The sequence below is a fragment of the Robiginitalea insularis genome, from assembly GCF_052497835.1.
This window is the reverse complement of the sequence record NZ_CP199296.1, coordinates 1491054-1505612: the sequence shown is the minus strand read 5'-3', so window position 1 is coordinate 1505612 and position 14559 is coordinate 1491054. Positions and strand designations below refer to the sequence as shown.

Annotated in this window: 14 protein-coding genes; 11 read left to right on the top strand and 3 right to left on the bottom strand. The window is 47.7% G+C overall.

What is annotated here, in order from left to right:
• Nucleotides 1–26: 26 nt before the first annotated feature.
• Nucleotides 27–2600: a DUF2339 domain-containing protein gene (locus ACT6NV_RS06875; RefSeq protein WP_445386519.1), complete on the top strand. Its 2574-nt coding sequence runs from the start codon at nucleotides 27–29 to the stop codon at nucleotides 2598–2600.
• Nucleotides 2601–2668: 68 nt separating this feature from the next.
• Here ACT6NV_RS06875 and ACT6NV_RS06870 read toward each other — a convergent pair whose 3' ends face one another.
• Nucleotides 2669–3232: a hypothetical protein gene (locus ACT6NV_RS06870; RefSeq protein WP_445386518.1), complete on the bottom strand. Its 564-nt coding sequence runs from the start codon at nucleotides 3230–3232 to the stop codon at nucleotides 2669–2671.
• A 542-nt stretch (nucleotides 3233–3774) separates the two neighbouring features.
• Between ACT6NV_RS06870 and ACT6NV_RS06865 the strand changes: the two genes are divergently transcribed.
• The 7 genes from ACT6NV_RS06865 (at nucleotide 3775) to ACT6NV_RS06835 (ending at nucleotide 9110) form a co-directional block, all read left to right on the top strand.
• A complete protein-coding gene (locus ACT6NV_RS06865; protein WP_445386517.1) occupies nucleotides 3775–4476 on the top strand; it encodes a DUF6090 family protein in 702 nt (233 codons plus the stop codon).
• Between the two features lie 28 nt (nucleotides 4477–4504).
• Nucleotides 4505–5308, top strand: coding sequence for a DUF6090 family protein (locus ACT6NV_RS06860; protein ID WP_445386516.1), 804 nt, complete (start codon nucleotides 4505–4507; stop codon nucleotides 5306–5308).
• A gap of 3 nt (nucleotides 5309–5311) precedes the next feature.
• The gene (locus ACT6NV_RS06855) at nucleotides 5312–6100 is read left to right on the top strand and encodes a DUF6090 family protein (RefSeq protein WP_445386515.1); all 789 of its coding nucleotides are present in this window, start codon (nucleotides 5312–5314) and stop codon (nucleotides 6098–6100) included.
• 123 nt (nucleotides 6101–6223) lie between these two features.
• Entirely contained in the window at nucleotides 6224–7006 is a 783-nt protein-coding gene (locus ACT6NV_RS06850) for a hypothetical protein (RefSeq protein ID WP_445386514.1), read from the top strand.
• 139 nt (nucleotides 7007–7145) lie between these two features.
• Nucleotides 7146–7580 (top strand): hypothetical protein, encoded by a 435-nt coding sequence (locus ACT6NV_RS06845; RefSeq protein WP_445386513.1) that lies wholly within the window; start codon nucleotides 7146–7148, stop codon nucleotides 7578–7580.
• Nucleotides 7581–7589: 9 nt separating this feature from the next.
• On the top strand, nucleotides 7590–7889 hold the full coding sequence (locus ACT6NV_RS06840) for a hypothetical protein (protein WP_445386512.1): 300 nt from the start codon (nucleotides 7590–7592) through the stop codon (nucleotides 7887–7889).
• 279 nt (nucleotides 7890–8168) lie between these two features.
• Nucleotides 8169–9110, top strand: a complete 942-nt coding sequence (locus ACT6NV_RS06835; RefSeq protein WP_445386511.1) for a DUF2268 domain-containing putative Zn-dependent protease — start codon at nucleotides 8169–8171, stop codon at nucleotides 9108–9110.
• 18 nt (nucleotides 9111–9128) lie between these two features.
• Here ACT6NV_RS06835 and ACT6NV_RS06830 read toward each other — a convergent pair whose 3' ends face one another.
• Nucleotides 9129–10070, bottom strand: coding sequence for an MBL fold metallo-hydrolase (locus tag ACT6NV_RS06830; protein ID WP_445386510.1), 942 nt, complete (start codon nucleotides 10068–10070; stop codon nucleotides 9129–9131).
• Between the two features lie 18 nt (nucleotides 10071–10088).
• Nucleotides 10089–11213: an FG-GAP repeat domain-containing protein gene (locus ACT6NV_RS06825; RefSeq protein WP_445386509.1), complete on the bottom strand. Its 1125-nt coding sequence runs from the start codon at nucleotides 11211–11213 to the stop codon at nucleotides 10089–10091.
• 157 nt (nucleotides 11214–11370) lie between these two features.
• Between ACT6NV_RS06825 and ACT6NV_RS06820 the strand changes: the two genes are divergently transcribed.
• From ACT6NV_RS06820 to ACT6NV_RS06810, 3 genes are all read left to right on the top strand, one after another.
• Entirely contained in the window at nucleotides 11371–12126 is a 756-nt protein-coding gene (locus ACT6NV_RS06820) for a DUF6090 family protein (protein WP_445386508.1), read from the top strand.
• Between the two features lie 61 nt (nucleotides 12127–12187).
• The gene (locus ACT6NV_RS06815; RefSeq protein WP_445386507.1) at nucleotides 12188–12931 is read left to right on the top strand and encodes a hypothetical protein; all 744 of its coding nucleotides are present in this window, start codon (nucleotides 12188–12190) and stop codon (nucleotides 12929–12931) included.
• Nucleotides 12932–12954: 23 nt separating this feature from the next.
• Entirely contained in the window at nucleotides 12955–14535 is a 1581-nt protein-coding gene (locus ACT6NV_RS06810; protein ID WP_445386506.1) for an N-acyl-D-amino-acid deacylase family protein, read from the top strand.
• Nucleotides 14536–14559: the final 24 nt, after the last annotated feature.

The following is a 14559-nucleotide window of genomic DNA, read 5'->3' as shown; positions in this document are numbered from 1 at the left end:
CAAACGCCCGCCCGAACCCAGCACAAATGAATTCGCAGGAGAAAGAACTCAAACAACTGGAGGAAAGACTCAATCTACTGGTAAAGCAGCAGGCGAAATTCACAGAAGAAATTGAGGAGTTACAAAAGGCTCTGGCCGATTTGCGTTTTAAGGCAAAGTCTTCTCAGACTGCCAAACAGGTTCAGAAACCTCCCGCTCCAAAAACCACAGCAGCCACTCCACTAAAAGCATCGCGAAAGTTCTACCGCCTGCCTTCAAAGCAAATTCTGGGGGGTGTCTGTGCCGGCCTCTCGGAATATACGGGAATAAACCTGGCCCTGATGCGGCTGATTTGGGTGCTTTTCGGGCTGGCCTTTTGCATAGGGGTTGTAGTATACCTGGCCATGTGGATTATTGTTCCATCCTCTCCCATCTCTGCTCCCAGGCAAGCTTCTGCCCCTGCCGAAACCCCAAAGGATTCTGAGGCATCCTCCGTTTCTAAATCGCAAGCTGAAGAACAACCAACACACGTTTTTGATTCACCTCCGGGCCGACCTGCCTTTAATCTGGAAAAATATATAGGCGAAAGCCTTATCAGTAAAATTGGGGTGGTGATCCTGATTATCGGGTTTGGGATCGGTGCCAAATACTCCATAGAAAAAGGGCTGATCAGCCCCCTGGTCCGGGTTATTCTTGGTTATCTGACCGCCAGCCTGCTTTTATTGGCCGGGGTCCGCTTACGGGCCAGCTATGAAAAGTTCAGTGCTGTCCTGGTAAGTGGTGCCATGGCGCTTTTCTACTTTGTGACCTACGTCGCCTATGCATATTACGATTTATGGCCTCAGACCGCGGCCTTTGCCCTGATGGTGCTCTTTACCATTGGCACGGTCTATGCTGCCCTGAAATACGATCAACAGATCATCGCACACATAGGGATGGTAGGGGCTTATGCTGTCCCCTTTTTACTCAGTGAAGGCCGCGGGCAGGCAATGATACTTTTCAGTTATATAACCATCATCAACCTGGGGATACTTTTCCTTGCACTTCGCAAATACTGGAAACTGTTATCGGTTTTCTCTTTTGGCCTAACCTGGCTCATCTTTTTTACCTGGTATGTGAGCGCCTATGAAATGGAACAGCACTGGAGCCTGACCTGGCTGTTTTTAATACTGTTCTTTTCCATATTTTATTGCAGCTTCCTGGCCTATAAACTGCTGAAAAAAGAAACTTTCAATTGGCTGGATGTGGCTTTGCTCTTGGGTAATGCCTTTATTTTCTTCGGCTTCGGATACGACCTGTTGGAAAGCAGCCCGGACACCAGCACCTATCTTGGAAGTTTTACCTTCCTCAATGGATTGCTGCATGGCCTTGTGGGCTTGCTAATTTATCGCCGGAAATTGGCAGACCAGAATGTATTTTACCTGTTAAGCGGCCTGGCGCTGATATTTCTGACCATCAGTATCCCGGTTCAACTGGACGGGAACTGGGTTACCCTTCTCTGGATGGGTGAGGCCACCCTGCTTTTCTGGATAGGAAGAAACAGGCAAGCTGTTATTTACGAACAAATGGCCTACCCGCTAATCGTCCTTGCCCTGCTGAGTCTTAATCAGGACTGGGCAGTGGCATCCCAGGCATCAAAAAACCTGCCTGAGGCACTTGAGTATACTCCTTTTTTCAATGTGCTTTTACTAAGCTCCCTGTTATGTGCAACTGCCCTGGCCTATATGAACTACTTATTCCACCGGGTTCCTGAAGCATCTGATTCAGAGGGTTCCGATTCCCTCAGGCCCTTAATTGGCTACAGCCTTGCGGGTCTTTTATTACTGGTATTATTCGCCAGCTTTGCAGTCGAAATATCCAATTACTGGAACAGGATTTACGCTACCGAGAACTCTGGCATCCAGCCCTGGCCCTGGTTCATCAGGGGGCTCACCGAATCTTTCAAGGCTGTTTGGATGCTGATCTACAGCTTTGCCTTCCTCAGTGGGCTGTGCCTGTACAATTTCTCCCGACTGAATAGCCGGTCTTTGGGAGCGGCCTCCCTCGTACTTCAGGGGATAGCTTTATTACTATTCCTAACCGCGGGGCTGTATTCCTTAAGTGAGCTCCGCGAGGCCTTTCTGGCGGGCGTAACACAACCCGATTTCCTCAGTGCCGGGTTCCCATTGGGGATTCGCTACCTGGTATTGGCACTACTGGGCCTGCTATTTTATACAGCACATACAAACCTGAAACGCTACGCTCCCTACCTGTTGTCCAATGGAAGTTTTGACCTTGTTTTGGCCCTTAGCGCAGTCTGGATTGCAACCAGTGAATTGCTGCATTGGCTGGACATCTATGGGGCAGCAAATGTCTACAAGCTTTGGGTTTCTATCCTCTGGGGAGTCTATGCCCTGCTACTGGTGGGCCTGGGTATCTGGAATCGAAAAAAGCATCTGAGGGTTGCGGCAATTGCCCTGTTTGCCTTCACGCTTTTAAAACTCTTCTTTTACGATATAGCCCACCTGAACACCCTTTCCAAAACTGTGGTCTTTGTTTCCCTTGGGATATTGTTGCTACTGGTGTCTTATCTCTATAATCGGTTTAAGGAAAAACTATACGAGGAAGAAGGACCTGAATGAGACTCTAAAAACAGAAAAGCCCCGTAGCAGGTGCTACAGGGCTTTTCAACTTTAAGAATCGGGTCGTATTAGTTTTGTCCACTGGCCGTAAGGTCGCTGTGAGTACAGCTATAGTGCGCATCTGATGCTGCATAGGCAGCTGCTTCGGCAGATTTTCGTGCCTCTTTTCCCGCCTCCAGCGACTTACGCATAAAGAATCGGATATCTCCCAGGTTACGTGCAGTATTGGCCTTTTTGGCGTTGGTAAAAGCCTCATCTGCATAGTCCCGGGCATCGATTGCCAGGCTCTCTGCATCTATTGAAAAGCTTACCACTGCGTCTATCCCGCAAATCTCTGAATAATACTGAGCTTCAGAAGCAAGCTTAACCGCTTCGTAGGCTGCCGCAAGGGCTTCCCCGGCAAGCACTTCTACTTTTCTGGCATCGGTCCGGGCTTCAGAAAATTTGGCTGCAAAGGCTGCAGATTCTGCATAGGTTTGCATGGAATCCGTAAAATGGCTTACCTCATCAATGTAGCTTTTAACATCTGTTATTTCACTTTTAAACAATTCGCACTGAGCACTTAATGGGGTACTCAGGCAGCAAATCAAAAGGATCAAAGCACTTTTTATCAGGGAACTTCTGCGTTTCATAAAACTGTTTTTGTTATGATTGTCTATGTTAAAAACTAAAAGGTGATAATATAATTTTAATGCGGCGGTCCAAGCGCTGGAAAATTAGATAAGCTGAGGTCGAAAAAATATAAAGACGATCATCGGTTAAGAAATCCAGATGATTGTAACAGAGGCTAATTATTCTCTTGAGCATAATACGCATATTTAACAGTTCCTGCCTCCTTTTATAGCCTTCATTAAGCCTTTTGAAAGCAATTCCCATTTAAAATTTTTTCCGTTTAGGTTGTAAAATATAAAAACCTGCCTGTTATTCACCTCAATGAAAATGAGAATTTTCTTACTTAAGAACGTTGGGCTTTTTAAATAATTGCATTTTGCCTTGAAATCTGTACCGTTGGGCGTTTACCCATTATAACATTGGGAATGTGAAGTCTTTTGATCTAAGGTAAACGGGTATACATACCCGCTCGCATTAAATAATTCCTTAACTTTCTGTAGCCCTTGTGCTTTCATGCAGCGATGGGGTAAGTCCCCCCTTGGTTAATACTAAAAACAGAATCGTGATCCGCTTTTTAAGCCGTATTCGCAAAAAACTCCTTGCGGACAACAAATTCAGCAAGTACCTCTTTTATGTGATAAGTGAAATCATTATTGTTATCATTGGGATACTATTGGCACTACAGGTGGATAACTGGAATGAAGGGCGGTTAAATCGGGAGGAAGCCAGGATTTCCTATTCAAATACTCGACAGCAATTGCTGGAGGACAGTAGAAATATTCAGGGGCAGATAAATTATAACAGCAGGTATACGGAACAGTTCCAATACGCCAAAAAGCTTATCCGCAACAACGCAAGATCCCTGAAGGATAGCCTCAGTGCCATTACCTCCAGGCTTGTAGATTACTCGGATTTTGACCGACAGGGTACTATTTATCAAACACTTGTGAGTAGCGGTGAAATCAAACTCATGAAAAGTGAGGACATCAAAAAACGCCTAAGGGCCCTGGAAGAAACCTACATCTATGTGAACCGGATGGAGACCATTCATTACAACGCTATTGCTGAAATGATTCCTGAGCTTATAACGGCTGTTAACCTGGATACACACCTTGCCATAAACGAGGATAAATTATACATCTCCTCATTTGAAAACTATTTTACAATTGCCCTCAGGATCATCCTGGAAAAAGATCAAGTATATCACAGGGCCCTGGAAGAAATTGAAGAACTGATTGCCTTAATTGACCAGGAAATCAGCTAACCCTTCCATCCCTATAAGCCATGACAATATGATCTCATTCTTCCGCAAACTTCGCCAGAAATTAATTGCCGATAACAAATTCAGCAAGTACCTCTTTTATGTAATCAGCGAAGTAATAATTGTGATACTCGGGATACTGATGGCCCTGCAGGTAGATAAATGGAATACGGAGCAAGAGAACAAGGAAGAGGCCCACCTGTTCCTGACCCGTTTAAAAAATGAATTCCTGGTCAACAGGGAACAAATGGTGGATAAAATAATGATGCGGCAAAAGGCTCTATCGGCGGCAAGGGAATTGATACGCTTTGCCGACGGAACATCTGAATATAAGCAGTCTGAACAGGTAGACAGTCTGCTGGCCCTTGCCCTGCCCGTCTATACGTTTGACCCTTCCCTTGGGGTACTGAATCAACTTACTTCAACAGATAAGCTTACCCTCATCAAAAATGAGGCGCTCAATAACAAGCTTTCGAGCTGGAATTCCATGATTGAGGATTTCAAGGAGGACGAAAACATGTACAATGCTTACAACCACAACTTCTTCCGGCCGTTCCTTTACAAGCAGTACAACAGCCGTAATATTATCAATAGCCGCATAAGAAACAAGGTGATAAACCCCATACTGCTCTCCTCCCCGGAAGAGGTAAACAGGGAAATTGGCTTTTCAAATAAACCCGTGGACGTGAGCGTACTGCAACAATCCGTTGAATTCGAAAATTACCTGGCCTTTGTTATAAGTTGGATTTCGCTTATCAATACCCAATCTGAAGGGGTACTCAATTATATTGATTCGGTAGTGGAAATCATCGATGATGAACTCATTCATAAATAGCCCATGAAATTTTTCAGGAACATTCGCCAGCAAATGCTTGGCGATCAAAAAATCCGCAAATACTTTTTCTATGCTTTTGGAGAAATCCTTTTAGTGGTCATAGGGATCCTCATTGCGCTTCAAATCAATAATTGGAGCGAATACAGGAAAGACCGGGAAACCGAAGCTTCCTATTTAGAACGCCTCCTCATTGAACTGGAAACCAACAAGCGAATTGCTATCCGCCAGGAGGATTTTGCAGGATTCCAGATAGAAAATGCCAAGATCATTTTAGACTTCCTAAAGGAAGAATACTTACCTGAGAATAACGAAACCATACTATATGCCCTGGAACATATCCGCTGGGCAGAACCGCTGAATATTTTTGAAAGTACTATCTGGAAGGAACTACAGTCCACAGGGAGTTTATCCCTCATAGAAGATCAGAACCTCAAAACAGAAGTTGGGAAATTGTACAGGGATATTACAATATATCAGGGGTACACGGAGGAGTGGAATTCCTATAACCTCTTGTTCCGTAACCTTCTTACCGATATAATCCCTGCTGATACCCGATTGGGTATCCACCAAAACCTGATCGTCCATGCTGAAAGCGGCAACCTTATCCAATTAAAAAGTGCTATTGACCCCACTCTCCTTAAAGCTCGCCTGAATAGTATTCCTGCCCTTTCAGATCATTTGGCCGATGTAATGATTGTACGCAATTCAAGCAAGGGTCGATGTGTAACCATGCAGAAGGCGGTGGCCAATCTCACCAGTTCCATTAAGGCCCAGCTGAACCGTTCCGAATAAAATCATGCCATGTCCTGTTTTATGCTCCAGGCAAGAAACAGGAGTCGCTTTGCCGGGAACAGAACTACTTTTCATCCTGAAATGCAAACTCCCGGAACTCACAGTATAAATCTGAGATAAGATATGAGAAAGCCACTTCAACTCCTCTCTTTCACTGCCGCCCTGCTTTACAGTTGCACGCAGGTCCTGGCACAGGGAATCGAAATAGATGAACTCCTTCAGGACACAGCCCCGGAATGGAACGTAAAAATAGGGGCGGCCTGGCCCGGGAAAATCTCCAAATACCGCTTTGGGGATTATGCAGTGGCAGACAGCAAACAGGGAATGGCCACCAGTACTTACACCCAGAAACCCTTTAGCCGGAAAGCGAGTAGCAGGGCCGAAGTGGCTTTTACGTTTGCCCTGAGCAATGGGGAAAATGACTCCGTTTTTGTGAGGGCCGCTTCGCGAAGCAGCATGGAAGAGCTGCGGGCATCCCAAATATTCGAATGGCTTTCCATAGGCGAGGAGGGCCTGCAATCGGCCACCGATTATTTCGAGGCGCGCATGAGCCTTGACAATGGGGCACCCCCTGGCTGGCTGCTGTTGCTTGTCCGATCCTGGCGGGAAGATTACGGAGAAGAAATTATCAGCGAAATGAGCAATGGGGAGCAGACCATTCAAATCGTTCCGGTATCCTCCCCATCGAACGGAAAAGGTTCCCGAAACATCACTGCTATGGGTTATGAGTTTTTTTCAAAAGGAGAATCCCTCGCAGCAGTTCAGTATTACGGGGGCGGAGCATTTGGTTTGAATAAAAACAAGGTCTGGCTCCGGCCGGATCTGGGTGCGGAATTGAGACTGGTCCTGGCCGGGGCCATGACAGCGCTGATGGAATACGAGCTGCAGCAGGGCTTTTTTAACTAATTACCTGAATCGGCCTATTTAAAGTATTTATACACTTTTTCTGGTCCCTCTCCCGGGATGTCCTGGATCCTGCCACCAGCAATTTTTGGGATATATAAAGGGAATAACCTATTTAATTTCAGGATCAAATCAATTCACTATGGAATCCAAAAACCGTTTTAAACAAAAAAGTCTCCTAACCCATATTAAAAAAGGTCTTAAGTACTCGATCTTTTGCAGCATTGTGCTGCTCACAGCTTGCAGCAATAGCGACGATTGTTCAGGCGCCAAAAAATTCAGCCCCCTTACGTTTTCCGAGCTCACCGCAACTTCTGTAGTTGTCTCGGGATATGTGGTGCCGAAAGATTGCGCAGAACTAAACTACAATTTTGGGTCCGGGGTCTGGTATGGCACAACCCCAGAACTGGACCGTACCAACGGTTTAGATGCCTGGGAGTCGTTGTCGCTCTCCTTTGAACTGCTCCTGGAAAATCTGGAACCCGGAACGAAATATTATATACGCCCTTACTATTCCATGAACCTGGGAGGGGATGCCGGACCCATACAGGAGTTTACAACCCTCTCCACGGAATAACCTTAGACAATGAAAACTATCAGATCTTCCCTAATAAATCCTATGCTGGCCCTGCTGCTCGTTTTCCAAAGCTGTACCATCTATCAGAAGCAGGAAATTGGGCTGCCGGAAGATCCGAATCCAAAAGACCGGTATAAGATTTATACAGAACACGGTAAGGTTTACAGGGGGGTAAAGCTTCTTAAGAAACAGGATACCATCCATGGGATACATTACAGGTTAAAACCAAATTTTTTTCCCTTCCCGCGGACCAAATTGAAAAGGCATATCTCTGGAGAAAGCGACCTTCAAAAGTGGCTACCGCATTGACCTTACTTACCGGAGCCGGTTTGCTCGCTTTTGGTATTTGGTACGCTATCTGGGCTGCCAACTTTCAATCAAGATATAATAGAATATAAAGTGTTTGGATAGAAAAACCCTACAATGCTACTTCAAAATTAAAAAGCTAAAAAATCACTCTTCCCCCGCCCGGCTGAAGGAATTCAAGGAGGTGTTATCGTCCTTTTGGCATGTCTGAGGATATTCCCGGTGTAACAATTTCCTGAGTTAGTCTTCTTTAAGATAGACGAACCAACCCATTCTGTTAAGATGTCTCTTACAAGCCTTTTTAGCCCAAGGCGGGTTTTTTATCTGGGAATATGCCTGCTGGCCAGCATTCACAGTTTCGGGCAGCCTGACTTTCCGAGGACCCCGGAGCAGGCAAAACTGGTATACAGCGACCTGGAACATTTTATGGACGCCTATCGGGCATTGCAAACCAGCCAGGATACTGTCGCGGTTTTGCAAACCCTGTATTTCGAGAAGGGCTCTCCCGGCCTTAAAGAATTTGTGCAGCGGCACCAGTTAACCCCTGAACTCCTTAAGGATGCCCTCGCCAAAGCCCCGGAGCGTTACGCACTGCTACCTGCTTTTATGGAAAAGATCAATGCCACGGAGGCGGATTATGCAGCGCTCATGAGCCAGTTCAGTGAAGTAATGCCCAATGCCATGTACCCTCCCACCTATTTACTGGTAGGGGCAAACCGGGGGATAGGGCAGGCCTCCCAGGCCGGGCAGCTGATAACGGTTACCCGTGTACTGGACAAGCCTGAAAAATTCCGTCAGTTAATGGTCCATGAACTGTCCCATTTTCAACAGGCCATGGCCATGGGCGGGCAACAATACCAGGCTCTTTATTCGGCTCCCAACAACATGCTCGGGCTTTGCCTGCGGGAAGGCGGGGCAGAATTCATTACATCATTAGTGCTGGGAGTAATCACCCAAAACAAAGCACTGGAGTTTATTCATCAAAACGAAAATCAGTTAAAACAAAGGTTTGCCGAAGACCTTGCCCAACAGGAGAAGGGATATTGGTTATGGGATTCCATTGAGCAGGAAGAACACCCCAAACTGCTGGGCTATGCCATGGGCTATAAAATCTGTTCGGCCTATTACGAGCAGGCCGCCGACAAACCAGCAGCACTTCAGGAAGTTTTGCTAATGAAAGACCCGGAAGCATTTACAGCTGCCAGTGGATACCTTTCCCGATAAACCGGGGCTCTGTCTCCTTTACTCGATTCGAATAGTCCCGAGGTGCTTTGGGATTATCACTTCGGTTTCGGGCGAAAGCCGGGCAACATCTTCTTTAAAGGGTAGTAATTTAAGGTTTACAGAACTTTCCTGTGAAAACCCGTAAGGCAAGCGAAAATTATCCCAATGCGTTGGAATGATTACTTTGGGGTTTCCCGTAACCTTCAGCAGGCGCTCATTGTAGTTGTATAATCCCAATTGGGATTGGTTGACCCCTGCCAGTAAAATATCCGGTTCAATACCCTGCAGTTCGCGTTCCACAAAATTCATAGACCCCATGGTAAGCACCTTGTGATTTGAAAAACGGGCCAGAAACATCAGGGAGCCCCCTTCAATAAATTCCGAAACCCGAAGCGGCACCCTTGGCACCTCAGTATAGGTACGGGAATCCAGGTAATGCTTATCATTCAGGGCAGAATGAATGGATGGAATCACCCGGACCGAGAACTTTTCAAACTGATAGTCCTCCCCCCCTCGTACCGGATAAAGCTGTTCATCCGGGATTCCATACCCCCTCAGGATATTGCAGGTGGTTTCCGTCCCTACTACCTTGGCCCCGGTTTTTTTAGCTATATAAGGCACATCGGAGAGGTGGTCAAAGTGGGCATGGTGCACCAAAATAAAATCGGCTTTGGTAATCAGGCTGTCAATGAGCAGGGTATCCGAAACAAAATAGTCTGATCGCATTACGGTTTGGCGGGTGTCATCCGGACTAATGCCGGGGCCGGTCCCAAGCTTAACGCGCGAGATATAGGGGTCTACCAAAACTGTAAAATCCCCATCGGTGATTTTCCAGCCGGCCGTACCCAGATAGGTTAATTCCAGGGGGGTGTCCTGCGCAAATGACTGCCCTCCCGTTAAGAAAGTAAAAAGGAAAAACACTGCGCTGGCAGCTATTTGCAAGTGGTGCGAGATTGTCATAATAATATGGTTTGTGTGTTATTTCTGTGTTCGGTTCAGGTAATAGCGGTTTACGGCATCGGAATTGGCCTCAATCAGGTCGGGCCATCCGTCCGCATTAATATCGACAGCGATAATGTCATAGGTCAGGAATTCCTCTTCTGCCAGTGGTAACGCTTCCCAGATCCGGCCCTTTCCACTGTTTAAAAAAACATGGTTGGGACTTCCTGCATTCCCTATGGCGATATCCATATCCCCATCCTGGTCCAGATCCGCCACGGCAATAGCAAAACTCCTGGCAGCCGTCGCATCAAAGGCAACACTTCTTGAAAACACCAGCTTGTCATCACCGAAATAAATGGTATTGGGTTCCCCGATGTTCGCCAGCAGTATGTCCTTATAGCCATCGCCATCTACATCCGCAACGCTTATCGAGCGGGTATTGTCACTTCCGGTTCCAAAGGGTATCTTTTGCGTAAATCCCATCGCCCCGTCATTGAGATATACAAAATTGGGCTGGGCGTTCCGGTTGGCCAGGATCAGGTCTGTATCCCCGTCCCCATCCATATCTGCCGCTTCCACATCAATGGTAGCATCTTCACTACTGCCAAATTCGAGGGTTTTGGGGAAGCTGCCATCTCCTGCATTCAGGCAAATCTCATTGGGGCGTCCCCGGTTGGTTATCAGGATATCCACATCCCCGTCCCCGTCCAGGTCGGCCAGGGTGAGGTTCCGGGTTGGGGCATATGCCTGTCCAAATGAGGGCCCTGGAGTAAAGGTTCCGTTACCCACATTGAAAAACAATTCATTTGGGGCCATATCATTTCCGACGGCAATATCCAGGTCCCCATCCTGGTCAAGGTCTGCAAGTTCGGTGGCGTAGGAAGTAGCCCGCAGGGTTCCCAGCTGCAATTCAACAGTAAAAATCCCCCGGCCGTTATTAAAAAAAATCCTGTTCTGGCCGGGCCAGTGGCGTCCATTGGCAACTACCAGGTCCGTATCCCCGTCACCATCCAAATCCCCACTGGAAACAGAGGCAGTTCGCTCTGTATAGGGTCCCAGGATCAGTCTTCCGGAACCTGGGAGCCGCAGTTGCTGTGCCCATCCATTCCCGCAGAGAAATAACAGCAGCGCAGCCGCAAACAAGGAAAGGTGTTGTTTCATCCCCCGGAATTTACAAAAAAAGTAAGATGGTTTGAACAGAAGCGAACCATTGGTGGAATCACCCCCTGACCTTTTGGCCGAAGTACCGGACCTCAGACTGGCTGGATCTATAATTCACACATTTTTTATATTTAAATATTGTAACCCACGCTAAACCATGCTCAGATTCTTCCGCCTGCTACGGCAAAAGCTACTTTCACAAAACCTGGTTCGTAAATACCTTTTCTATGCCATAGGGGAAATAGTCCTTGTGGTCATTGGAATCCTGATAGCCCTCGCAATCAACAACTGGAACGAAAAACAGAAGCTTCGGGAATACGAAGAAGACATCCTTAAAGAAATCCGGACCGGTCTGGTAAATACACGGGAAGAAGTTTTGCGGTCTATTGAGGAGGACCTGCGCTGGAGGGCCTGCAATTATAAGATCCTGGAATACCTGGATCAGCAAAAGCCTTACGACGAGAGCCTGGACCCCTGTTTCGGTTCATATTTCTGGTCATCCACCTTACAGCTTACCACTTCTGCATACGATGAATTAAAAGTGCGGGGGCTGGAACTGATCTCCAACCCGGAACTGAGGCGGGAGCTTACTGATATGTTTGATTACAAATTTGATGTGATCAAATCCGAGGTGGAAGTCTGGGATTCGGAATTACTCAGTTCCACCATATATCCCATGCACGTAAAACTATTCAGAAAATATTATCCGGAATCCTGGCAGGTGTTTGAAGACGAATTCGCCAAACCTGTAGACTACCAAAGCCTGCTGAGCAATGAGGCCTATAAAAATCTACTCGCCGAAATTATCTCCCTCAGGAACTACAGCATAGTCATCAACCAATCCCTGGAGAAGGACCTGCAGCATCTGATTGGGAGCATCGACAAAGAATTGAAAGCCCTGTCCAATGACTGAGGCAATCCCCCACTCCATAAATTATTTATGTACCTTAATCCCTTAATATTAGCTGTCAGTCATGATTCGTTTTTTTCGACAGATTCGGCAACGACTCCTTGTTAACAACAACATAAGCCGGTATTTATTTTATACCATTGGGGAGATCCTGTTGGTGGTCATCGGGATCCTGATAGCCCTGCAGGTAGACAGCTGGAACCAGCAGCGGCTGGAACGAAAAGAGGAACAGCAAATCCTGTCTAACCTGCACGAAGAATTCCTTCAGAATAAGGCAATGATAGGGGAAAACATGAACGGGGTGAGGGAAATCCTGGCAAACGGGCAGGCCCTGATGAACCTGATCGGGGCCGAAGAGGCTATAGTCCGCAGCCAGAATACAGACAGCCTCCTGTTCCATTTCCTTCCTGCTCTTGACCTGTCCACCTCGGGCACCTCCCTGCAAAACGTGATACAGTCAGGGAAAATGAACCTGATTACCAACAAAATGCTTATTAACGCCCTCTATCAGTGGGAAGCTTTATTGGACCAGGTAAAACAAAGGGAGCAATTCGGGGATGAATGGACCAACAACATCATGCTGCCCATGATGGCTGAATATATTTCCTTTAAAGAAATGGATGCGCAGGGGGATTACTCCTGGACCGGGAAAAGCCGGCTGGCAAACCGGAAAATGGAACTATTCCAGTCCCTGGTTTTCGAAAACTACCTGGATAATTCCCTATACCTCCAGCAAAACCTTATTATACAACTGGAAAAAGCAGAAGCCCTGGCCACAGAAATAATTTCCCTGACCCGAACTGAATAGTAATGCTCAATTAAACTAAACTTATGAAAAGCTTATCTCCCCTTTATCTTTTCTTCCTGTTGCTGATCAATTGCGGGAATCCCGAGTCTTTTGATGTGCTTATCCAAAATGCCCGTATCCTGGATGGATCAGGTGCGGAGGCTTTTTCGGGGGACATCGGCATCCGGGCCGATACCATTGCCGCAATAGGCGATTTGGCCGGAGCCAAAGCGGATATGGTTATTGATGCGGAGGGGGATGTCGCAAGCCCCGGGTTTATCGATATACATACCCACCTGGATCCCATCCTGGAATTGTCGGATTGCGAAAGCCATATCCGGCAGGGGGTCACCACGGCCCTTGGGGGGCCGGACGGCAGGAGCCCCTGGCCATACGCATCCTATCTGGATAGCCTGGAGGCAATAGGGATCGGCATGAATGTGGGCTACCTGTTAGGGCACAATACAGTACGGCGCAATGTAATGGGCCTGGATAACCGGGCCCCGACCGGGGAAGAACTGGCCGAAATGCAGGCACAGGTCCGCCAGGCCATGGAAGAAGGAGCCTTCGGGATTTCAACCGGGCTAAAATATTTGCCGGGCGCCTTTTCCAAAGTAGATGAGGTAATCGCCCTCTCCAGGGAGGCGGCAGCTTATGGCGGAATTTACACCTCCCACCTGAGGGAGGAAGGCCTGGGCCTGATCGATGCCGTTCAGGAAGCCATTGAAATTTCGGCAGGGGCTGATATCCCGGTTATCCTGACCCACCATAAGGTGGTTGGCAAACCCATGTGGGGGCAGAGCAGCCGCACCCTGGCCCTGGTAGATTCGGCACGTACTGCAGGCCTGGACATCAAAATAGACCAATACCCCTACAATGCCAGTTATACAGGCATTTCCATCCTGATTCCGGCCTGGGCCCGCGCCGGCGGGAACGAGGCCTTCCGGGAACGGATCGCAAACCCGGTCCTTCGCGACAGCATCAAGGATGGAATTGTCTTTAACATCATCAATGACCGCGGTGGAGACGACCTCAGCCGGGTTCAGTTTGCCAAAGTATCCTGGATGCCGCAGCTGGAAGGACAGACCCTGGCAGACTGGTGTGCTATAAAAGGGATGGAACCCAGCATCGAAAACGGGGCCGAGCTGGTCATTGAAGCCCAATTGAACGGCGGGGCCTCCTGTGTCTTTTTTGCCATGGATGAAGGGGACGTTATCCAGATCATGAAACACCCGCAAACCATGATCGCCTCAGACGGGCGGCTGGTGGCCCCGGGGATGGGCCACCCACACCCGCGCTGGTATGGTACCTTCCCGAGGGTCCTGGGGGAATACGTGCGCGAAAAGCAGGTGCTGCCCCTGGCGGAAGCCGTCCATAAAATGACCGGCCTGCCCGCACTGGCAATGGGCCTTTCTGACCGCGGTCTGCTTAAAGCAGGGATGAAAGCTGACCTGGTAATATTCGATCCGGAAACCATTGCGGATAAGGCCACTTTTGAAGAACCCCATCAGTATCCGGAAGGAATTTACTATGTGTTTATAAATGGGAAAGCAGCGGTTAAAGAAGGTGCGTTTCAAGAGATTAAAGCCGGGAAAATTTTAAGAAAAACATCCCCCCGTAAATAACATCGAGTATTGCTTATCTTGTCA